The 21,061-nt window shown below is 62.1% G+C and carries 21 protein-coding genes, 1 tRNA gene and 1 pseudogene; 12 read left to right on the forward strand and 11 right to left on the reverse strand.

The features are described from left to right. Nucleotides 1-20: 20 nt before the first annotated feature. The 7 genes and pseudogenes from D3880_RS05830 to D3880_RS05860 form a co-directional block, all read right to left on the reverse strand. On the reverse strand, nt 21-581 hold the full coding sequence (locus D3880_RS05830) for a VTT domain-containing protein (RefSeq protein ID WP_119892551.1): 561 nt from the start codon (nt 579-581) through the stop codon (nt 21-23). A gap of 147 nt (nt 582-728) precedes the next feature. After that, nucleotides 729-1,045: pseudogene (locus D3880_RS05835) on the reverse strand (SLC13 family permease); the annotation flags it as partial. A 15-nt stretch (nt 1,046-1,060) separates the two neighbouring features. Then, entirely contained in the window at nt 1,061-1,357 is a 297-nt protein-coding gene (locus D3880_RS05840; protein WP_119892552.1) for a winged helix-turn-helix domain-containing protein, read from the reverse strand. 134 nt (nt 1,358-1,491) lie between these two features. Continuing rightward, nucleotides 1,492-4,323, reverse strand: coding sequence for a valine--tRNA ligase (locus tag D3880_RS05845; RefSeq protein ID WP_119892553.1), 2,832 nt, complete (start codon nt 4,321-4,323; stop codon nt 1,492-1,494). A 123-nt stretch (nt 4,324-4,446) separates the two neighbouring features. Then, on the reverse strand, nt 4,447-4,821 hold the full coding sequence (locus D3880_RS05850) for a DNA polymerase III subunit chi (protein WP_119892554.1): 375 nt from the start codon (nt 4,819-4,821) through the stop codon (nt 4,447-4,449). Nucleotides 4,822-4,829: 8 nt separating this feature from the next. Continuing rightward, nucleotides 4,830-5,249, reverse strand: a complete 420-nt coding sequence (locus D3880_RS05855) for a DNA polymerase III subunit chi (RefSeq protein WP_119892555.1) — start codon at nt 5,247-5,249, stop codon at nt 4,830-4,832. Between the two features lie 71 nt (nt 5,250-5,320). Beyond that, nucleotides 5,321-6,802, reverse strand: a complete 1,482-nt coding sequence (locus D3880_RS05860; RefSeq protein ID WP_119892556.1) for a leucyl aminopeptidase — start codon at nt 6,800-6,802, stop codon at nt 5,321-5,323. Nucleotides 6,803-6,941: 139 nt separating this feature from the next. Here D3880_RS05860 and lptF point away from each other — a divergent pair, with 139 nt between their 5' ends. Further along, complete coding sequence (gene lptF, locus D3880_RS05865; protein WP_119892557.1) at nt 6,942-8,063, forward strand: LPS export ABC transporter permease LptF; 1,122 nt, start codon at nt 6,942-6,944, stop codon at nt 8,061-8,063. After that, complete coding sequence (gene lptG / locus D3880_RS05870; RefSeq protein ID WP_119892558.1) at nt 8,056-9,117, forward strand: LPS export ABC transporter permease LptG; 1,062 nt, start codon at nt 8,056-8,058, stop codon at nt 9,115-9,117. Before lptF ends, lptG begins: the two co-directional genes overlap by 8 nt. A gap of 41 nt (nt 9,118-9,158) precedes the next feature. On the opposite strand, the gene D3880_RS05875 is transcribed toward lptG, so the two are convergent. The 3 genes from D3880_RS05875 to D3880_RS05885 form a co-directional block, all read right to left on the reverse strand. Further along, a complete protein-coding gene (locus D3880_RS05875; protein ID WP_119892559.1) occupies nt 9,159-9,653 on the reverse strand; it encodes an RDD family protein in 495 nt (164 codons plus the stop codon). Between the two features lie 89 nt (nt 9,654-9,742). Then, on the reverse strand, nt 9,743-9,955 hold the full coding sequence (locus D3880_RS05880; RefSeq protein ID WP_003459665.1) for a cold-shock protein: 213 nt from the start codon (nt 9,953-9,955) through the stop codon (nt 9,743-9,745). A 322-nt stretch (nt 9,956-10,277) separates the two neighbouring features. Further along, nucleotides 10,278-10,362: transfer RNA gene (locus tag D3880_RS05885), tRNA-Leu, on the reverse strand. Between the two features lie 109 nt (nt 10,363-10,471). Here D3880_RS05885 and queA point away from each other — a divergent pair. From queA to D3880_RS05915, 6 genes are all read left to right on the forward strand, one after another. Next, nucleotides 10,472-11,521, forward strand: coding sequence for a tRNA preQ1(34) S-adenosylmethionine ribosyltransferase-isomerase QueA (queA, locus tag D3880_RS05890; protein WP_119892560.1), 1,050 nt, complete (start codon nt 10,472-10,474; stop codon nt 11,519-11,521). A 14-nt stretch (nt 11,522-11,535) separates the two neighbouring features. Beyond that, nucleotides 11,536-12,651: a tRNA guanosine(34) transglycosylase Tgt gene (gene tgt, locus D3880_RS05895; protein ID WP_177412191.1), complete on the forward strand. Its 1,116-nt coding sequence runs from the start codon at nt 11,536-11,538 to the stop codon at nt 12,649-12,651. Nucleotides 12,652-12,691: 40 nt separating this feature from the next. Next, nucleotides 12,692-13,027: a preprotein translocase subunit YajC gene (gene yajC, locus D3880_RS05900; RefSeq protein ID WP_119892562.1), complete on the forward strand. Its 336-nt coding sequence runs from the start codon at nt 12,692-12,694 to the stop codon at nt 13,025-13,027. A 63-nt stretch (nt 13,028-13,090) separates the two neighbouring features. Continuing rightward, on the forward strand, nt 13,091-14,959 hold the full coding sequence (gene secD / locus D3880_RS05905; protein ID WP_119892563.1) for a protein translocase subunit SecD: 1,869 nt from the start codon (nt 13,091-13,093) through the stop codon (nt 14,957-14,959). 12 nt (nt 14,960-14,971) lie between these two features. Beyond that, nucleotides 14,972-15,883, forward strand: coding sequence for a protein translocase subunit SecF (secF, locus tag D3880_RS05910; RefSeq protein WP_119892564.1), 912 nt, complete (start codon nt 14,972-14,974; stop codon nt 15,881-15,883). 134 nt (nt 15,884-16,017) lie between these two features. Continuing rightward, complete coding sequence (locus tag D3880_RS05915; protein ID WP_119895676.1) at nt 16,018-16,572, forward strand: glycine zipper 2TM domain-containing protein; 555 nt, start codon at nt 16,018-16,020, stop codon at nt 16,570-16,572. Between the two features lie 62 nt (nt 16,573-16,634). Here the strand turns inward: D3880_RS05915 and suhB are convergent, their stop codons facing one another. Next, the gene (gene suhB / locus D3880_RS05920) at nt 16,635-17,450 is read right to left on the reverse strand and encodes a type III secretion system regulator SuhB (RefSeq protein ID WP_119892565.1); all 816 of its coding nucleotides are present in this window, start codon (nt 17,448-17,450) and stop codon (nt 16,635-16,637) included. Between the two features lie 147 nt (nt 17,451-17,597). Here suhB and trmJ point away from each other — a divergent pair, with 147 nt between their 5' ends. The 4 genes from trmJ (at nt 17,598) to D3880_RS05945 (ending at nt 21,022) form a co-directional block, all read left to right on the forward strand. Then, complete coding sequence (trmJ, locus tag D3880_RS05925) at nt 17,598-18,371, forward strand: tRNA (cytosine(32)/uridine(32)-2'-O)-methyltransferase TrmJ (protein ID WP_119895677.1); 774 nt, start codon at nt 17,598-17,600, stop codon at nt 18,369-18,371. Beyond that, nucleotides 18,371-19,147, forward strand: coding sequence for a serine O-acetyltransferase (gene cysE / locus D3880_RS05930; protein WP_119892566.1), 777 nt, complete (start codon nt 18,371-18,373; stop codon nt 19,145-19,147). The genes trmJ and cysE overlap by 1 nt, the downstream gene beginning before the upstream one ends. 138 nt (nt 19,148-19,285) lie before the next feature. Beyond that, on the forward strand, nt 19,286-19,777 hold the full coding sequence (gene iscR, locus D3880_RS05940; RefSeq protein ID WP_119892568.1) for a Fe-S cluster assembly transcriptional regulator IscR: 492 nt from the start codon (nt 19,286-19,288) through the stop codon (nt 19,775-19,777). A gap of 30 nt (nt 19,778-19,807) precedes the next feature. Continuing rightward, nucleotides 19,808-21,022 (forward strand): IscS subfamily cysteine desulfurase, encoded by a 1,215-nt coding sequence (locus D3880_RS05945; RefSeq protein WP_119892569.1) that lies wholly within the window; start codon nt 19,808-19,810, stop codon nt 21,020-21,022. The last annotated feature ends 39 nt before the right edge of the window (nt 21,023-21,061 follow it).

A 21,061-nucleotide genomic window follows, 5' to 3' on the forward strand; every position in this document is an offset into this window, starting at 1 on the left:
TCATAACACGCCGACTTTGGCTAGCTCAGGTGGAGCATCTTGCCGAGATAATCGAAAAACAGGCAGTACAGGGCGATGGGCAGCGGCAAGCCGAGCAGGGTGCCGGCCAGGTACTGGCGAAAGCGCACGCCGGACAGCGCCAGCGCGTAATTCAGCGCTGGCACGGTCTGGAACAGCACGCGCAGCAGGGCGATGCAGGCGATCGGCCGCGCGTCGAGATGGCCGATGATGCGTTTGGCCAGGCGGTTGTCCAACTCGCGCAGGGCCGCGCCGCCGAGCAGGCGGATGAGGAAGAAGGTGCAGCAGCAGGCGAAGGTCGCCGCGCCATAGGTAGCCAGCCCGCCCCAGACGCGGCCGAGGGCGAGTACGGCGGCGGCGAGGAACAGCCAGCCGGGAATCTGGATCAGGTTGCCGAGGGCGAACAACAGACTGAACAGCAGCAGGCCGCTGAACTTGTGCTGCAGGATCAGCTCGCGCAGGAAGTCCAGGCTCAGGTCTGCGCGCAGACCGCTGAACTGGAACACGGCCAGCAGCACGGCGAGAAAGACCACCACCAAGAGGAAGCGCATGTACTTGTTCATCGGGTCCGCCTTTGCGCTAGTTGTCCGCGGAGAGCCTGTTCACGCTCCTTTGAGCGGCACCTCGCGGCTTACTCCGCGCGTGGTTTTGTGCGTTTGCCCCCTCGCCCACAAGTGGGAGAAGGGCGATTTCGGGAGTGTGCAGGCCGCCTAGAGCGACAAGATCCAGGGCGCCCTTAGCACACTGACGACCCTCACCAGCAGAGTAAAGGGTACGCCGAGACGGACGAAATCGCCGAAGCAATACTGCCCGGGGCCGAGCACCAGGGTGTTGACTGGCGAGGAGATCGGCGCCATGAAGGCCGACGAGGCGGCCAGGGCGACAATCATCGTGAAGGGGGGCGAGGCGTGCAGCTGCTGGGCGGTGGTGACCGTTACTGGGCCATCAGCGCGGCGGTGGCGGTATTGGAGATGAACAGGCCGCTCAGCGCGGTGACGGCGAACAGGCCGGCGAGGATCGCGTAGGGGCGGCGGGGAGTCTGTCAGGGATAGCCAAGCACAGTTTTGATCTGCGGGAGATGGGCGGCGATCCACTGCTTGTCGATGGCGCCCCAATCGCGGATCAGGTAGTGGCCGGCGTTGTTGCGCTCACCGGCCTGTTGCTCGAACCGGCAATCGATATCCAGATCGGCCAGCGCCGCGAGGGTGTCCTGCGCGGTGCGCCTCGGCATGCCGGTGGCATCCATCAGCGCCGGCACGCTGGGCGCGGTGCCGCTGTCGATCAGCCAGGCGACGTACAGGCGGCGGTAGAAGCTGGTTTTGGTTTTGCTGACGTCCATGGGCAACTCCTGAGCGTTGAGCGATAGGTTGGGCTGAGCTTGCGAAGCCCAACGCTCCGGCTGTTGGGCTTCACTGCGTTCAGCGCCAACCTACGGATAAAGCGAGGCCCGCAATCGCGGGCCTCGGGTTCAACTTACAGACTGGCGATCTTCTCGCGCTGCTCGATCAGCTTGGCCAGCGCCTGTTCGGCTTCGGCCAGCTTGGCGCGCTCCTTGTCGAGCACCTCGGCCGGCGCCTTGGCGACGAAGCCTTGGTTGGCCAGTTTGCCGCCGACGCGCTGGACCTCGCCGTCGAGGCGCTGGATTTCCTTGTCCAGGCGCGCCAGTTCGGCGCCCTTGTCGATCAGCCCGGCCATCGGCACCAGCACCTGCATCTCGCCGACCAGCGCGGTGGCGGACATCGGTGCTTCCTCGCCCTGGTCGAGCACGCGCACCGATTCGAGCTTGGCCAGCTTCATCAGCAGCGGCTCGTTGTCGGCCAGGCGGCGATGGTCCTCGGGCGAGGCGTTGTTGAGGATGATGTCGATGCGCTTGGCCATGGAGATCTTCATCTCGCCACGGATCTGCCGCACGCCGAGCATCAGCGCCTTGACCCACTCGATGTCGCCTTCGGCGGCGTCGTCGATGCGCGCCTCGTTGGCCACCGGCCAGGGTTGCAGCATCAGGGTCGGGCCTTGCTTGCCGGCCTGGGCCTTGATGCGCTGCCAGATTTCTTCGGTGATGAACGGCATGAACGGGTGGGCCAGACGCAGCGCCACTTCCAGCACGCGGATCAGGGTGCGGCGGGTGCCGCGCTGACGCTCGATCGGGGCGTTCTCGTCCCACAGCACCGGCTTGACCAGCTCCAGGTACCAGGCGCAGTACTCGTCCCAGACGAATTCATACAGCGCCTGCGCGGCCAGGTCGAAACGGAACTGCTCGAGCTGGCGGGTGACTTCGGCTTCGCTGCGCTGCAGCTGCGAGATGATCCAGCGGTCCACCGAGGACAGCTCGACCGGTTCGTCGTTGACGCCGGTGTCCTGGCCATCGGTGTTCTCGATGACGAAGTTGGCGGCGTTCCACAGCTTGTTGCAGAAGTTGCGGTAACCCTCGACGCGGCCCATGTCGAACTTGATGTCGCGGCCGGTGGAGGCCAGCGAGCAGAAGGTGAAGCGCAGGGCGTCGGTGCCATAGCTGGCAATGCCTTCGGGGAACTCCGCCTTGGTCTGCTTGGCGATCTTCTCCGCCAGCTTGGGCTGCATCATGCCGCTGGTGCGTTTTTCCAGCAGGGTGTCGAGGCTGATGCCGTCGACGATGTCCAGCGGGTCGAGGACGTTGCCCTTGGACTTGGACATCTTCTGGCCCTGGCCGTCGCGCACCAGACCGTGGACGTAGACGGTCTTGAACGGGATCTGCTGGGTCAGGTGCAGGGACAGCATGATCATCCGGGCGACCCAGAAGAAGATGATATCGAAGCCCGTCACCAAGACATCCGTGGGGTGGAAGGTCTTGAGAAAATCGGTCTGCTGCGGCCAGCCGAGGGTGGAGAAGGTCCACAGGCCGGAGCTGAACCAGGTGTCCAGCACGTCATCGTCCTGGCGCAGTTTGCTGTCGCCGAGGTTGTGCTTGGCACGCACTTCCGCCTCGTCGCGGCCGACATAGACGTTGCCGGCTTCGTCGTACCAGGCCGGGATGCGGTGGCCCCACCACAGCTGACGGCTGATGCACCAGTCCTGGATGTCGCGCATCCAGCTGAAGTACATGTTCTCGTACTGCTTGGGCACGAACTGGATACGGCCGTCTTCCACGGCGGCGATGGCCTGCTCGGCCAGCGGCTTGGTGGAGACGTACCACTGGTCGGTCAGCCACGGCTCGATGACGGTGCCGGAGCGGTCGCCGCGCGGCACTTTCAGCGCGTGATCGTCGATCTTCTCCAGCAGGCCGGCGGCCTCGAAGGCGGCGACGATCTTCTTGCGCGCCTCGAAGCGGTCGAGGTAGGCGTATTCGCCCGGCAGGCTGGCGTCGACCTCGTCGTTGACGCTGCCGTCGAGGTTGAACACCTGGGCGACCGGCAGCACCGCGGCGTTCTTGTCGAAGATGTTGAGCAGCGGCAGGTTGTGGCGCTTGCCGACTTCGTAGTCGTTGAAGTCGTGGGCCGGGGTGATCTTCACGCAGCCGGTGCCGAACTCGGGATCGCAATACTCGTCGGCGATGATCGGGATGCGCCGGCCCACCAGCGGTAGCTCGACGAAGGTGCCGATCAGCGCCTTATAGCGCTCGTCGGTTGGGTGCACGGCGACGGCGGCGTCGCCGAGCATGGTTTCCGGGCGGGTGGTGGCGACGACCAGATGGTCCTTGCCGTCGGCGGTCTTGTGGCCGTCGGCCAGCGGATAGCGCAGATTCCACAGGTGGCCCTTCTCGTCGTGGTTTTCCACTTCGAGGTCGGAGATCGCCGTGTGCAGCTTGGTGTCCCAGTTGACCAGGCGCTTGCCGCGGTAGATCAGGCCGTCCTCGTGCAGGCGCACGAAGGCTTCCTTGACCGCATCGGAGAGGCCGTCGTCCATGGTGAAGCGCTCGCGCGACCAGTCCACCGAGGAGCCGAGGCGGCGGATCTGCCGGGTGATGTTGCCGCCCGACTCTTCCTTCCATTCCCAGACCTTGTCCAGGAACTTGTCGCGGCCGAGGTCATGGCGCGACAGGTTCTGCGCGCCCAGTTGGCGCTCCACCACCATCTGGGTGGCGATCCCGGCATGGTCGGTGCCTGGCTGCCACAGGGTGTTGCGGCCCTGCATGCGGCGGAAGCGGATCAGCGCATCCATGATCGCGTTGTTGAAGCCGTGGCCCATGTGCAGGCTGCCGGTGACGTTCGGCGGCGGCAGGGCGATGGTGTAGGGCTCGCCCGCACCTTGCGGGGCGAAATAGTTGTTGGACTCCCAGGTCTGGTACCAGGAAGTTTCGATGGCGTGCGGCTGGTAGGTCTTGTCCATGTGCGGCGGGACCGAAGGCTAATAAACGGAAAGCCGGCGAGTATAACAAAGCTGCGCCGGGCAACGGGCATGGGCAGGCGGATGGCGCTTCGATCCTCCGCCTGACGGGCTGGGGCAGGCGGATTACGGCTTGCGCTGGCTCAGCAGGCGACCGAGTCGGGCTTCGAGACGGCGTTTCAGCTCGGCTTCGATCTGCGGCACGAAATCGTCGATCACGTCCTGCAGGAGCAGCTGCGCCGCGGCGTGCAGCTCGTCGTCGAGGCACTTGAGTTCGCTGCTGGAGGCACTGTTGCTCGGCTGTGCGCGGGCTGGCGCAGGCGGCGCTGCGGGCGGCGTGAGCGGCGGGGCGATGACTTCGGACAGCACGGGAATGCCATCGGCGTCGACCGTCTCGGTCAGCAGTGGCGGGTCCAGGGTGCCGTCGTCGAGGAGCTCGCGGATCGACTCGAGGTCGTCCAGCAGATGCTCGGCTTTGGGCGGATGTTTTGGCGTGTCCATGGCGGGAATTACAGTTCTACACGCGTGGGATCATAGCCGCGTTGGCGGTACAGACGGAAATTCTCCCGGCAGGCGGTCAGCAAATCCGGTTCCTGATTGACGATCTCGATCACCCGGCTGAAGCACTCGAGAAAGGGCGAAATGTTCGCCTGCAGGTTGATCAGCAGGCCCTGCCGGTTGGCGGGCTCGTCGTCGAGGCCGAGCACCACCGGGGCCTGTGGACCGTCGCCGTGCAGGTTGTGCGGCACGAAGGTTTCCGCCTTGAAACGCCAGAGAAGCTCGTCCAACGCCTGGCTCTGGGCTTCGTCCTGGCAGCGTACGAACACCGGCAGGCCGTGGCGCCAGCCCTTCAGGGCCAGCTGACAGGCCGCCCGCAGGCGGTCCGTCGGGGTGGCCGAGGAGAGAACGTAGAATTCGACGCGGGTCATGATCTTTCCGATGTTCCTGATGCAACGAGATGGCCTGGCGGCGGGTTACGCCGCCAGGCGGCTAACCCACCCTACACCCGATCCAGCAGGTACTGAGTCAGCAACGGTACCGGGCGGCCGGTGGCGCCTTTGTCCTTGCCGCCGCTGATCCAGGCGGTGCCGGCGATATCCAGGTGCGCCCAGTGGTACTTCTTGGCGAAGCGCGAGAGGAAGCAGCCGGCGGTGATGGTGCCGGCTTTCGGCCCGCCGATGTTGGCGATGTCGGCGAACGGGCTGTCCAGCTGCTCCTGGTATTCCTCGAACAGCGGCAGCTGCCAGGCGCGGTCGTCGGCGTGTTCGCCGGCCTTGAGGATCTGCTTGATCAGCGTTTCGTTGTTGCCCATCAGCCCCGAGGTGTTGCTGCCGAGGGCGACGATGCAGGCGCCGGTGAGGGTGGCGATGTCGATCACCGCCTGTGGCTGGAAGCGCTCGGCGTAGGTCAGGGTGTCGCACAGCACCAGACGACCTTCGGCGTCGGTGTTGAGGATTTCCACGGTCTGCCCGCTCATGCTGGTGACGATGTCGCCCGGGCGGGTGGCGCCGCCGCTCGGCATGTTCTCGGCGCAGGCCAGCAGACACACCAGGTTGATCGGCAGTTGCAGCTCCAGCACGGCGCGCAGGGTGCCGAGGACGCTGGCGGCGCCGCACATGTCGTACTTCATCTCATCCATGCCCAGGCCTGGCTTGAGGCTGATGCCGCCGGTGTCGAAGGTGATGCCCTTGCCCACCAGCACCTGCGGTTTTTCGTCCTTGCTGCCGCCCTGGTAGTTGAGCACGATCAGCCGCGGCGGCTGCTCGCTGCCCTGGGCCACGGCGAGGAAGGCGCCGGCGCCGAGTTCCTTGAGTTTCTTCTCGTCGAGGATTTCGACCTTGAGGTTCTTGTGTTCCTTGGCCAGGGTCTTGGCCTGCTCGGCGAGGAAAGTCGGGTGGCAGAGGTTCGGCGGCAGGTTGCCGAGGTCCTTGGTGTAGGCCATGCCGGTCGCGATCGCCTGGGCGTGGGCGCTGCCGCGTTCGACTGCGGCCAGCTCGGCCTTGTCGGCGATCAGGGTGATCTTCTTCAGCGCGCGCGGGTCGGCCTTCTGGCTCTTGAAACGGTCGAACACGTAGCCGCCATCGGCCAGGGTTTCCACCAGCAGGCGGGCCTTGCCATAGCTGTCGCGGCCTTTGACCGCCAGTTCGCCGAGCGCCAGGGTCGCGTCAGTGCCGCCCAGGCTCTTTAAGGTGCCGAGCACGGCGGCAACTAATTTGCGGAATTGCCGGTCAGGCAGTTCGCCCTTGCCGCTGCCGACCAGCAGCACGCGTTCGGCCTTGAGGCCCGGCAGGCTGTGCAGCAGCAGGGTCTGGCCGACCTTGCCGGCCAGATCGCCGCGCTTGAGCACCGCGCTGAGCGCGCCGCTGCTGATGGTGTCCACCGCCTTGGCGAGTTCGCCGAGTTTGCGGCCTTCGCCGACGGCGATCACCAGCGTGGCGGTTTTCAGGGTTTCCGGGCGAGCGCTTTTGACGAGGAATTCCATGGCGTGTGTCCCCAAGACAACGAGTCGGTATTACGGGATAATGCCGAGCATTTTTCCGGTGGTCCGCCTTGGGCGGGCCGGCAGCAAGCGGCTAGTTTGAGCGTAGCCGCCTGAGCCTGACAACCCTGGAGCGTCTGGTTTGATTGTCTTCCGTTATCTGTCTCGTGAATTATTGATGACCCTCAGTGCGGTCAGCGCCGTGCTGCTGGTGATCATCATGAGCGGGCGTTTCATCAAGTACCTGGCCCAGGCGGCCCAGGGTGCGCTCGATCCGGGTGTGCTGTTCCTGATCATGGGCTTTCGCATTCCCGGCTTCCTGCAGCTGATCCTGCCGCTGGGGTTGTTTCTCGGCATCCTGCTGGCTTACGGCCGCCTCTATCTGGACAGCGAGATGACCGTGCTGTCGGCCACCGGCATGAGTCAGCAACGACTGCTGGGCTACACCCTGGTGCCGGCGACGCTGGTCGCGTTGCTGGTGGCCTGGCTGAGCATGGGCCTGGCGCCGCAGGGCGTGGCTCAGGTGGCGCGGATTCTTAATGAACAGGACGCGCTGACTGAATTCGACACCCTGGTGCCGGGGCGTTTCCAAGCGATGAAAAACGGCTCGCGGGTCACCTACGTGCAGGACATGTCCAAGGATCGCGGCGAGCTGGGCGGCATCTTCATTTCCGACAAGAGCCTGTCCCGTGACGGCAGCAAGGAGCGCGGCATCACCCTGCTGCTCGCCGAAAAGGGCCGCCAGCAAGTGCAGGCGGACGGCAGCCGCTACCTGATCCTGGAGAACGGCTATCGCTACGACGGCAATCCGGGCAAGGCCGATTACCGGGCGATCCAGTACGACACCTATGGCGTGTTGCTGCAGCGTCCCGAGGTCAGCAGCGATATCAGCGAGCGCGAGGCGATCCCTACCCGCGAGCTGTTCGGCAGCGAGGATCCCAGGCATGAAGCCGAGTTGCAGTGGCGGCTATCGATCCCCTTGTTGGTGTTTATCGTGACGTTGCTGGCGGTGCCTCTTTCACGGGTCAATCCACGGCAGGGGCGTTTCCTCAAGCTGCTGCCGGCGATTCTTCTGTACATGGCTTACCTGGCCTTGTTGATTGCCGCGCGGGGTGCCCTGGATAAGGGCAAGATCCCGCTGTCTCTGGGGCTCTGGTGGGTGCATGGGGTTTTCTTCGTGATCGGCCTGGTTTTGTTGTACTGGGAGCCGCTGCGCCTGAAGTGGGCCGGCCGCCGTGCGGCGCGTGGGGTGATCCATGGTTAAGTTGGATCGTTACATCGGCACCAGCGTATTCATTTCCATTTTGGGTGTGCTGGGGGTGATCGTCGGCTTGGCGCTGCTGTTCGCGTTCATCGACGAGCTGGGTGATATCGAGGGTGGCTATGGCCTGTTCGATGCCGCCTGGTATGTGCTGCTGACCACGCCGCGGCGGGTCTACGACATGCTGCCGATGGCGGCGTTGATCGGTTGTCTGATCGGGCTCGGCAATCTGGCCAGCAACAGCGAACTGACCATCATGCGCGCGGCCGGCGTGTCTGTCGGGCGAATCGTCTGGGCGGTGATGAAGCCCATGCTGGTGCTGATGCTGGTCGGCATTCTGATTGGTGAGTATCTGGCGCCTTGGAGCGAGAATCTGGCCCAGGCCAGCCGCTCCATGGCTCAGGGTGGTGGCGAGGCGCAGAGCGCCAAGCGCGGTCTGTGGCATCGGCAGGGCAATGAGTTTGTGCATATCAATGCCGTGCAGCCGGGTGGCTTGCTATACGGGGTGACGCGCTATCAGTTCGATGAGCAGCGGCATTTGCTGTCGGCCAGCTTCGCCAGGCGCGCGCTGTACCAGGGTGATCACTGGCAGTTGAGCGAAGTGGCAACCACGCATTTCCGTGAGCGCAGCACCGAAGTGATCAATGCCCCTGAAGAGCGCTGGGATGTCCAATTGACTCCGCAGCTGCTCGGTACCGTGGTGCTGGAGCCCGAGGCGCTCTCGGTTACCGGCTTGTGGCGCTATATCCAGTATCTGGCCGAGCAGGGCTTGAATAATGGCCGCTATTGGCTGGCCTTCTGGAGCAAGCTGCTGCAGCCATTGGTGACGGCGGCGCTGGTGCTGATGGCGATTTCCTTCATCTTCGGTCCGTTGCGTTCGGTCACCCTAGGGCAGCGGGTCTTCACCGGGGTGTTGGTGGGGTTCGTGTTCCGCATCGCCCAGGATTTGCTCGGGCCTTCCAGTCTGGTGTTCGGCTTCCCGCCGCTGCTGGCGGTGCTGATCCCTAGCGCTATCTGTGCGCTGGCCGGGGTGTGGATGTTGCGCCGTGCGGGTTGATGCAAGGTGAAATAAAAAAAGCCGGCGCAATGCCGGCTTTTTCATTTCTTATGCGTGTCTTTGGGCAGCTGAACGATCAGCGAGTCCGAGTAGATGTCGTGCCAGCTGCGCTTTTGTTTGTCCCAGAGAACCCAGAACAAGCCAAGGCCAAGGCAGAGCAACGAGGGAATGGCAATCATGAAGCGCAGCAGCGCTTGCTTCAGGTCAATCGCCGTGCCGTCGGCATTCTGTACGCGGAGTCCCCAAACCTGCATGCCGAGGGTCTGGCCGCTGTGGGTCCAGAACTTGGCGAAGAAGGCGAACAGGCAGAGGAGCAGGAGGGAGCTCAGCAGTGGGTCGCCGTCCAGGGCGCCGGAGTCGCTCAGTTGGCGCAGATGGACCTCGCCCACAATGCTCATTTGCACCAGCTTGTAGATCAGCGTGACCACCATCAGCAGGGCGATGCACAGCAGGAAGTCGTAAAACATAGCTGCCAGACGGCGCGGCAAGCCGGCATGGGGAAAGTCGCCTTGCGGGCGAAGCAGGTGCTTGGGCATAAAGAGGGGGTAAACCTGGCTGGCAAAATTGAGGACGCAAAAAAGCCCCTGATGTCGCCATCAGGGGCTCTTTAATTTCGGCAGAGCGCTTAGCCCAGGACTTGAACCTGGTCAGCCTGCATGCCTTTTTGACCTTGCACAGCAACGAAGCTGACTTTCTGGCCTTCTTTCAGGCTCTTGAAGCCGTTGCCTTCGATCGCGCGGAAGTGCACGAACAGATCCGGACCGCTTTCGGGAGTGATAAAACCAAAACCTTTCTCGTCGTTAAACCACTTGACGGTACCGTTCTGACGATTCGACATATCTTATTTCCTTGGAACTAGAGTTGATGACAGTCTTTTCAATATAGAAGAGAACTGGACTGGCTGCAGAGAGTAAGAGACGTCGAGCGGGATGTAGCAAATCTATCGATCTGCTGCACCAGGTCACGATTCAAAGCGACCCATGCAAACACAGCGCAGAAACTCTACGCCAGTTTCGAGAGAGAATTCAACCCTTCGAAAAGCAGGAATTTGAGGAGGTGCTGAATGGTTGTTTGGCAGAGTCTGTTAGGGTGCTCGCCCATTGGCGAGGCGGGCTTTGCTGGTTCTAGCGGGCGCCCTCATTGCGATAGCGCTTAAAGTTTGGTGCCCCGGGGGAGACTCGAACTCCCACTCCTTTCGAAAACGGATTTTGAATCCGCCGCGTCTACCGATTCCGCCACCGGGGCACAGACGGCGCGCAGTATAGGGACAGCCCTGCCCTCGGTCAATCGGGCTGCGTGGTCAAATTTGGCTATTTCCGCTAAACTTCGCGGCCCTGCGAAATGACCCTTCATCATGCGTGTTGCCGACTTCCACTTCGAGCTGCCAGAGGCGCTGATAGCTCGTCATCCTTTATCTGAGCGCCGTGCCAGTCGCCTATTGGTGCTGGATGGCGAGAGCGGTGCGTTGGCGCATCGCCAGTTCGCTGATTTGCTCGAGTTTCTCCGTCCCGGTGACCTGATGGTCTTCAACAACACGCGGGTGATCCCGGCGCGGCTGTTCGGGCAGAAGGCTACCGGTGGCAAGCTGGAGATTCTCGTCGAGCGAGTGCTCGATAGTCACCGGGTGTTGGCGCATGTGCGCGCCAGCAAGCCGCCGAAACCGGGGTCGACGATTTTGCTGGAGGGCGGTGGCACGGCGGCAATGCTGGCGCGACACGACGCCTTGTTTGAGCTGCAATTTACCGAGGAAGTCTTGCCGCTGCTCGAGCGCGTCGGCCATATGCCGTTGCCTCCTTATATAGATCGTCCCGATGAGGCGGCGGACCGCGAGCGTTATCAGACGGTGTATGCCGAGCGCGCCGGTGCTGTCGCGGCACCAACCGCGGGCCTGCATTTCGATCAAGGCCTGCTCGAGGCCATTCGCGCGAAAGGCGTGGCGACGGCATTCGTCACCCTGCACGTGGGGGCTGGCACCTTTCAGCCGGTGCGGGTCGAGCGCCTTGAGGATCATCACATGCACCGCGAATGGCTGGAGGTCGGCCAGGATGTGGTTGAGGCGGTCGCGGCCTGTCGTCAGCGTGGCGGCCGTGTCGTCGCCGTGGGCACGACCAGTGTGCGCTCGCTGGAGAGTGCGGCGCGCGATGGCGTGCTCAAGGCATTCAGTGGCGATACCGACATCTTTATCTATCCCGGGCGGCCCTTCCATGTGGTCGATGCCTTGGTGACCAACTTCCATCTGCCGGAATCCACGCTGCTGATGCTGGTTTCGGCCTTTGCCGGCTATCCGGAAGCCATGGCGGCCTATTCGGCCGCAGTGGCGGAGGGCTATCGCTTCTTTAGTTACGGTGATGCCATGTTCATCACCCGCAATCCCGCGCCGCGCGGGCCAGAGGAAAAAGCATGACCGGTAGCTGCCGTATGTCCTTCGAGCTGTTGGCGACCGATGGCAAGGCGCGCCGTGGGCGGCTGACGTTTCCCCGTGGCGTAGTCGAAACGCCGGCCTTCATGCCGGTCGGTACCTACGGCACGGTCAAGGGGATGTTGCCGCGCGATATCGAGGCGATCGGCGCGCAGATCATCCTCGGCAATACCTTCCATCTCTGGCTGCGACCGGGTACGGAAGTGATCAAACGGCTGGGCGATCTGCATGACTTCATGCAGTGGCAGGGACCGATCCTCACCGATTCGGGCGGTTTCCAAGTGTTCAGCCTGGGAGCGATGCGCAAGATCAAGGAGGAGGGGGTGACCTTTGCCTCGCCGGTCGATGGCAGCAAGGTGTTCATGGGGCCGGAAGAGTCGATGCAGGTGCAGCGCGATCTGGGCTCGGACATCGTGATGATCTTCGATGAATGCACGCCGTACCCCGCCGATGAGCAGGTCGCACGGACGTCCATGGAGTTGTCGCTGCGCTGGGCCAAGCGCTCGAAAATCGCCCATGGCGACAGTACCGCGGCGTTGTTCGGCATCGTCCAGGGCGGCATGCATCAAGACTTACGCATGCGTTCGCTGGAAGGCTTGGAGCAGATCGGTTTCGATGGCCTGGCCATCGGCGGCTTGTCGGTGGGTGAGCCCAAGGAAGAGATGATTCGCGTGCTGGACTACCTGCCCGGCCAGATGCCGGCCGACAAGCCGCGCTATCTGATGGGGGTCGGCAAGCCGGAAGATCTGGTCGAAGGCGTGCGCCGTGGCGTCGATATGTTCGATTGCGTGATGCCGACCCGCAACGCGCGCAATGGCCACCTGTTCATCGACACCGGGGTGTTAAAAATCCGCAATGCGGTGCACCGTCACGATGACTCGCCGCTGGATCCGAGTTGCGACTGCTACACCTGCAAGCACTTCTCCCGCGCCTATCTGCACCACCTGGATAAGTGCGGTGAAATGCTCAGTAGCATGCTGAATACCATCCACAATTTGCGCCATTACCAGCGCCTGATGGCTGGTTTGCGCGAGGCTATTCAACAGGGTACATTGGCCGCCTTTGTCGATGCCTTCTACGCCCGGCGCGGCCTGCAAACGCCGGCGTTGGACTGAATAACTAAAACTTTCCAAGACCTTTCAACAGGAGTCCTTTATGAGCTTTTTGATCCCCGCTGCCTACGCGGATGCTGCTCCGGCCGCTGCCGGCCCCGTTGGTGCTGGTTTTGAGTGGGTTTTCCTGGTCGGTTTCCTTGTGATCTTTTACCTGATGATCTGGCGTCCGCAGGCCAAGCGTGCCAAGGAGCACAAGAACCTGCTTGGTGGTCTGCAAAAGGGTGATGAAGTGGTCACTTCCGGCGGTATTGCGGGCAAGATCAACAAGGTCACCGATGATTTCGTGGTGATCGAAGTGTCCGATACCGTCGAGCTGAAGATCCAGAAAGGCGCGATCGCCGCGACCCTGCCGAAAGGCACGCTAAAAGCCATCTAACCCACACATTATTAATAATCGACGGGGCGCTATAAGCGCCCCGTGTCATAAGCGGGCGGCGTCATGCTGAATAAATACCCTCTGTGGAAATATCTGTTGATCCTGGCAGTGCTGGTGATTGGCTTTATCTATTCCGCACCCAACCTGTTTCCGGATGATCCGGCCATTCAGATCAGTGGCGCCAGTACCGCGCTGAAGATCGAGCAGTCTGACCTCGAGCGCGTTAGCGAAGCGCTGGCCGATGCCAAAATCGTCGTCAAGGCGAGCAGCCTGAAAGCCGGTGGCAAAGATGGTCTGTTGCGTCTGGCCAAGCAGGAAGACCAGCTGCCAGCCAAGGACATCGTGCGCAAGACGCTGGGGGATGATTACGTCGTGGCGTTGAACCTGGCGCCGACCACGCCGCAGTGGTTGCGCAGCCTCGGGGCGTCGCCGATGAAGCTCGGTCTGGACCTGTCCGGTGGTGTGCATTTCCTCCTGGAAGTGGACATGGAGAAGGCGCTCGATGCGCGTCGCAAGGTCTATGAGGGTGAGGTCAAGAGCCTGCTGCGCAAGGAGCGTGTACGTTATCGCAGTCTGCCGCAGGCTGGCGGTGCGATTCAGCTGGGCTTTGCCGATGAGGACTCGCTGACCAAGGCGCAGAGTCTGATTCGTAAGGACTTCAACGATTTCCAGGTGACCGCCGCTGAGCGCAATGGCTTGCAGGTGCTGCGCTTGGAGATGACCCCGGCCAAGTTGGCCGAGATTCGTGAATATTCGATCAAGCAGAACCTGACTACCGTGCGTAATCGGGTCAACGAACTGGGGGTGGCTGAGCCGCTGGTGCAGCGCCAAGGCGCCAACCGCATCGTGGTCGAGTTGCCTGGAGTGCAGGACACCGCCGAAGCCAAGCGGATTCTCGGTAAGACCGCCAACCTGGAGTTCCGCCTGGCTGCCGGCCCGGATGCGACCAAGGCCACGACCGAGTCCTTCGAGTTCCGCGAGCCGGGGCGTCCGCCCGTGCCGTTGGAGCGCGGCCTGATCATCACCGGCGACCAGGTGACCGATGCGCAGGCGAGCTTCGACGAGAATGGCCGTCCGCAAGTCAATATCCGTCTGGATGGCCATGGCGGCGAGCTGATGAACCGCGCCACGCGCAATAACGTCGGGCGCAGCATGGCGGTGATCTTCATCGAGCAGAAGCCGCAGACCCGCTATGTCAAGCAAGTGGTCGACGGCGTCGAGAAAGAAGTCGCCGTGCCGACCTTCAAGGAAGAGAAGAAGATCATCAGTCTGGCGACCATCCAGTCGGCGCTCGGCAGTCAATTCCGCATCACCGGCCTGGACGGCCAGGGCGAGTCTTCCGAGCTGGCGCTGCTGTTGCGCGCCGGTGGTCTGGCGGCGCCGATGTACTTCGCCGAAGAACGCACCATCGGCCCGAGTCTGGGGGCGGACAACATCACCAAGGGTATCGATGCTTCGCTCTGGGGCATGCTCTTCGTGTCGCTGTTCATCCTGGCGATCTACCGCTTCTTCGGGGTGCTTGCGACTGCCGCTTTGGCGCTGAACATGGTGCTGCTGCTGGCGCTGATGTCCTTGCTGGGGGCGACCCTGACCCTGCCGGGTATCGCCGGTATCGTGCTGACCATGGGCATGGCGGTGGATGCCAACGTGCTGATCTTCTCGCGGATTCGCGAGGAGATCGATAATGGCATGCCGGTACAGCGGGCCATTCATGAGGGTTTCAATCGTGCCTTCACGGCGATTCTGGATGCCAACCTGACCACTCTGCTGGTCGGCGGCATCCTCTTCGCGATGGGCACCGGGCCGGTCAAGGGCTTTGCCGTGACCATGTCGCTCGGCATCTTTACCTCGATGTTCACCGCCATCATGGTGACCCGCGGCATGGTCAACCTGATTTTCGGTGGCCGTGACTTCAAGAAGTTGTGGATTTAAGGGGAAGCGGCGATGAAACGTACGATCAACTTTATGGGCGTGCGCAATGTTGCGTTCGCCGTCACGCTGTTTCTGACCCTGCTGGCGGTGTTCAGCTTGGCCACCAAGGGCTTGAACTTCGGCCTGGACTTCACCGGCGGTACCCTGATCGAGCTGACCTATGAGCGCCCGGCCGATCTCGGCGAGGTGCGTGAGCAGCTGGCCAAGGCCGGCTACTCCGAGGCGGTGGTGCAGAGCTTCGGTGCCACTACCGACTTGTTAGTGCGCATGCCGGGGGATGATCCGCAGCTCGGCAATCAGGTTTCCGAGGCCTTGCGTCAGGCGGCGTCGGGCAATCCGGCGCAGGTCAAGCGGGTCGAGTTCGTCGGTCCGCAGGTGGGTGAGGAGCTGCGCGACCAGGGCGGTCTGGGAATGCTCCTGGCGCTGGGCGGGATACTGCTGTACCTGGCGTTCCGTTTCCAGTGGAAGTTCGCCGTGGGCGCCATCGTTTCGCTGATCCATGACGTGGTGGTGGCGGTGGGGATCATTTCCTACTTCCAAATCACCTTCGATCTCACGGTGTTGGCCGCGGTGCTGGCGATCATCGGCTACTCGCTTAACGACACCATCGTGGTGTTTGACCGCGTGCGCGAGAACTTCCGCGTGCTGCGCAAGGCCAGTCTGATCGAGAACATCAACATCTCCACCACGCAGACCCTGCTGCGGACCATGGCGACCTCGATCTCCACGCTGCTGGCCATCGTCGCCTTGCTGTTCTTTGGCGGTGACAACCTGTTCGGCTTCTCCATCACCCTGTTTATCGGGGTGCTGGCGGGTACCTACTCATCGATTTACATCGCTAACGTGGTGCTGGTCTGGCTGAATCTGACCACTGAAGATCTGATCCCGCCGGCCGTGAGCGAAGAGGTCGACGAGCGTCCCTGAGCCACTTTTCAATATTGTGATCTTGCTCTTGCAGTGGTTTGCTGGCGGTGGCGGTGGAACTTCACCTCCGCCAGCTACTCCAAGGCTAGGAGTAAGGTATTTCATGCCGGATGACTGAACGCCAGGAGGTGCAAGTGAACAAGTCCATGCTCGTTGGTGCGGTGCTAGGCGCGGTGGGTGTTACCGCGGGCGGTGCTGTAGCCACTTACAGTCTGGTCGGTGGTGGCGGCCCCGAGTACGCCGAAGTGCTTGCTGTGCAGCCGGTCAAAGAGACCATCAAGACCCCTCGCGAAGTCTGCAAAGACGTGGCGGTCACGCATCAGCGGCCGGTAAAGGATCAGCATCAGATTGCCGGTACCGTGCTGGGTGCGGTAGCAGGTGGCCTGCTGGGCAACCAAGTTGGTGGCGGTACCGGCAAGAAGATTGCGACCGTGGCCGGTGCTGTTGGCGGTGGTTATGCCGGCAACAAGGTGCAGGAAGGCATGCAGCAGCGCGACACCTACACCACCACGGAAACCCGCTGCCATACCGTGACCGACACCAGTGATAAGGTCGTTGGTTACGATGTGAAATACCAGCTGGATGGCAAGGCTGGTCAGGTGCGCATGGATCATGATCCGGGCCGCCAGATTCCTGTCGAGAAAGGCAAGCTGGTGTTGGTGCAGCAGTCCGCGCAAATCTCGCAGTAATACACTGCCAATAAAAAACGCCCTTCGGGGCGTTTTTTATTGGTTGGATCCGCAGGGCGGGATTAGCGCTTCATCGATGGCGCCAGGTGCGGCTGAATAGCAGTGAGAACGGCTTTGAAGCATTTGGTGTTGCCGGCAACGATATGGCCCTTTTCGAGGAATTCGTGGCCACCGGAGAAGTCGCTGATCAGGCCGCCTGCTTCCTGGATCAGCAGGGCGCCGGCCGCCATGTCCCACTCGGAGAGGCCGAATTCCCAGAAGGCATCGAAGCGGCCGGCGGCCACATAGGCGAGATCCAGGCTGGCGGCGCCGGCGCGGCGGATGCCGGCGGTTTGGCCGACCAGGCTGCGGAACATGCCTAGGTAATTGTCGAGATTGTCGATCTGGGTGTCGCGGAAGGGGAAACCGGTGCCGATCAAGGCGCCATCCAGGCTTTTGCGAGAGCTGACGCGCAGGCGGCGACCGTTGAGGGCGGCGCCACGGCCACGACTGGCGGTGAATTCTTCCTGGCGCACCGGATCGAGTACCACAGCGTGCTCGAGGCGGCCGCGGTATTTACAGGCAATGCTGACGGCAAAATGCGGTACGCCGCGAACGAAGTTGGTGGTGCCGTCCAGCGGGTCGATGATCCACAGATAGTCGGCGCCTTCGCCGCTGCCTTCGATCAGGCCGCCTTCTTCGCCGAGGAAGCCGTGATTCGGGTAGGCCTTGCGCAGGGCTTGAATGATCGTCTGTTCGGCGGCGCGGTCGACCTCGGTGACGTAGTCCTTGGCATCTTTCTCGTTGACCGAGATGGTGTCCAAGCGCTCGATGGAGCGGAAAATCAGTTCTGCGGCGCTGCGGGCTGCGCGCAGCGCGATATTCAGCATTGGCTGCATGGAGGGTCTCACCTGGGTCGTTAAAGAAAGCCGAACATTCTAACAGAAAAGCCTAGTGTAAGAAGCGCTGCCTGTGCCCCGCGTGGCGTTCGCTCAAGGGCTTCTGTAAGCTCTATGCCCCTTTGGTTGTCTGGTTGGGTGCTCGCGGTGCTGCAAAATATTCGCGTGGTTCTGGTTAACACCAGTCATCCCGGCAACATCGGTGCTGCCGCGCGGGCCATGAAAAACATGGGGTTGTCGCATCTGGTGCTGGTTGACCCGGTGGCCTTCCCCAGTGCCGAGGCGGTTGTTCGGGCCTCGGGCGCTGACGATATTCTGGCGGCTGCTCAGGTGGTCTCGACCCTTGAGGAGGCGCTGGTGGGTTGCAGTCTGGTGCTGGGTACCAGTGCGCGCGACCGGCATATCCCTTGGCCGCTGCTCGATCCGCGTGAGTGCGCAGTAAACACGGTGGAGCGGGCGGGGCAAGGAGTTCAGGTGGCCTTGGTGTTTGGTCGCGAATACGCCGGGTTGACCAATGACGAACTGCAGCGCTGCCACTTTCATGTGCACATTCCCTCGGATCCGCAGTTCAGCTCGCTCAATCTGGCGGCTGCTGTGCAGGTTTTGACCTATGAGGTGCGCATGGCCTGGTTGGCGGCACAGGGGCAGCCGACCAAGATGGCGAAGCAGGAGAATAGACCCGAGGTCGACGCGCAGTTGGTCACCGCAGATGAGTTGGAGTTGTTCTACGGCCATCTTGAGAGCACCTTGATAGAAATCGGTTTTCTCGACCCGGAGAGGCCGCGGCACCTAATGTCCCGTTTGCGGCGGCTTTATGCGCGCAGTGCCATCAGCCGGCTGGAGATGAATATCCTGCGCGGCATTTTGACCGAGACGCAGGCGACAGCTCGCGGGTTACCCCATAAGCGGAGGAGTGAGTGATGTTTGAGCGTGTGCGGGAAGATATTCAGAGCGTCTTCCACCGTGATCCGGCTGCGCGCAATCCGTTCGAGGTGCTGACCTGCTACCCGGGGTTGCATGCGGTCTGGCTGCATCGGCTGGCTCACGGGTTGTGGGGCTTCGGCTGGAAATGGTTGGCGCGCCTGGTGTCCAGCTTCGGGCGCTGGTTTACCGGTATCGAGATTCACCCGGGAGCGAAGATCGGGCGGCGCTTCTTTATCGACCATGGCATGGGCATCGTCATCGGTGAAACGGCCGAGATCGGGGATGACGTGACCCTCTATCAGGGCGTGACCCTGGGTGGTACCAGTTGGAACAAGGGCAAGCGTCATCCGACGCTCGCGGACGGCGTGGTGGTCGGGGCGGGGGCCAAAGTACTGGGTCCTTTTACCGTCGGGGCTGGGGCCAAGATCGGCTCCAACGCTGTGGTGACCAAAGAGGTGCCGGCGGGTGCCACGGTGGTAGGGATTCCAGGGCGCATCATCGTCAAAGCGGATGACGTGCTGGAGACCAAGCGCCAGGCCATTGCCGAGAAGTTTGGTTTTGACGCGTATGGCGTTAGTCAGGATATGCCGGACCCGGTGGCGCGGGCGATTGGTCAGCTGCTCGATCATCTGCAGGCGGTGGATGATCGCCTGGAGGGGATGTGTTCGGCACTCAAGGCGCTGGGTAGCGACTATTGCGCTAAAGAGCTGCCCGCTTTGCGCGATGAGGACTTTGCTGACGTCAAGGATGCGGGCGACAAGCCGGCGGCTTGATGCGCTTGGGTGCGCGCTCTGCTATGATGCGCGCCCTTTTCCAGGGCTAATTCCGAGTAGGGTGATGGGTCTAATAGTTGACTCAAATACTCGGAAATAGCATACTCGCGCCAAACCAGTGATCCTGCGGTAAAAGCCATGCGATTGACCACCAAAGGCCGGTATGCCGTCACCGCCATGCTTGATTTGGCGCTGCACGCGCAGCATGGTCCGGTGTCCCTGGCTGATATTTCCGAGCGCCAAGGCATTTCCCTGTCCTACTTGGAACAATTATTCGCCAAGCTGCGTCGCGGCAATCTGGTTTCCAGTGTGCGCGGTCCGGGTGGCGGCTATCAGTTGTCACGGGACATGAGCGGCATTCAGGTGGCGGAGGTCATCGATGCAGTCAATGAGTCCGTGGATGCCACGCGCTGCCAGGGCATGGGTGACTGCCACGCCGGGGATACCTGTCTGACCCACCATCTGTGGTGTGATCTCAGCCAGCAGATCCATGAGTTTCTTAGCGGTATCAGCTTGGCCGACCTCGTGACTCGCCGTGAGGTGCAGGAAGTCGCCCAGCGTCAGGATCAGCGTCGTTGCAATAGCCGCGCGATGCATCTGGATAAGATTGAAGCGTCCGCCGTCGACTGAGTGGGGCGTCTGCCTGATAGGAGAAAGCCAATGAAATTGCCGATTTACCTCGATTATTCCGCGACGACGCCGGTCGATCCGCGCGTTGCGCAGAAAATGAGCGAGTGCCTGCTGGTTGATGGCAACTTCGGTAACCCGGCTTCGCGTTCCCATGTGTTCGGCTGGAAGGCCGAAGAGGCGGTGGAGAATGCCCGTCGCCAGGTGGCCGAGCTGGTCAATGCCGATCCGCGTGAAATCGTCTGGACCTCGGGCGCGACCGAGTCTGACAACCTGGCCCTGAAGGGCGTGGCACACTTCTATTCGGGTAAAGGTAAGCATCTGATCACCTCGAAGATCGAGCACAAAGCCGTGCTCGATACCGCGCGCCAGCTTGAGCGCGAAGGCTTCGAGGTCACCTATCTGGAGCCGGGCACAGATGGCCTGATCACTGTGGCCATGGTCGAGGCGGCCCTGCGCGAGGACACCATCCTGGTGTCGGTCATGCACGTCAATAACGAGATCGGCACCATCAACGATATCGCCGCCATCGGCGAGCTGACGCGCGCCCGCGGCGTGTTGTTCCATGTCGACGCGGCCCAGTCCACCGGCAAGGTGGATATCGATCTGAGCAAGCTCAAGGTTGACCTGATGTCCTTCTCAGCGCACAAGACCTACGGTCCGAAAGGTATCGGTGCGCTGTATGTCGGTCGCAAACCGCGCGTACGACTGGAAGCTCAGGCCCACGGTGGCGGCCATGAGCGCGGCATGCGCTCCGGCACCTTGGCAACCCATCAAATCGTCGGCATGGGTGAAGCGTTCCGCATCGCCAAAGAAGAAATGGTCCAGGAGCGTGAGCGTATCCGTGGCCTGAGCCAGCGTTTCTTCAGGCAGGTCGAAGACCTCGAGGAGCTGTATGTGAACGGCAGCATCACTGCCCGCGTTCCGCACAATCTCAACCTCAGCTTCAACTATGTCGAAGGCGAGTCGCTGATCATGGCGCTCAAGGATCTCGCGGTGTCGTCCGGTTCGGCGTGCACTTCGGCTTCGCTGGAGCCCTCCTATGTGCTGCGTGCCTTGGGGCGTAACGACGAGTTGGCGCACAGCTCGATTCGTTTCACCTTCGGCCGTTTCACCACGGAAGAAGAAGTCGATTACGCCGCGCACAAGGTTCGCGACGCAGTCACCAAGCTGCGCGAGTTGTCGCCGCTGTGGGATATGTTCAAAGAGGGTGTCGACATTTCCAAAGTCGAATGGCAGGCGCACTAAGTAGTCGCCATTGAAGAGCGACCCCTGATGAGAGAGGAA

The sequence above is a fragment of the Pseudomonas cavernae genome (assembly GCF_003595175.1).
In the GTDB taxonomy this organism is placed as follows: domain Bacteria; phylum Pseudomonadota; class Gammaproteobacteria; order Pseudomonadales; family Pseudomonadaceae; genus Aquipseudomonas; species Aquipseudomonas cavernae.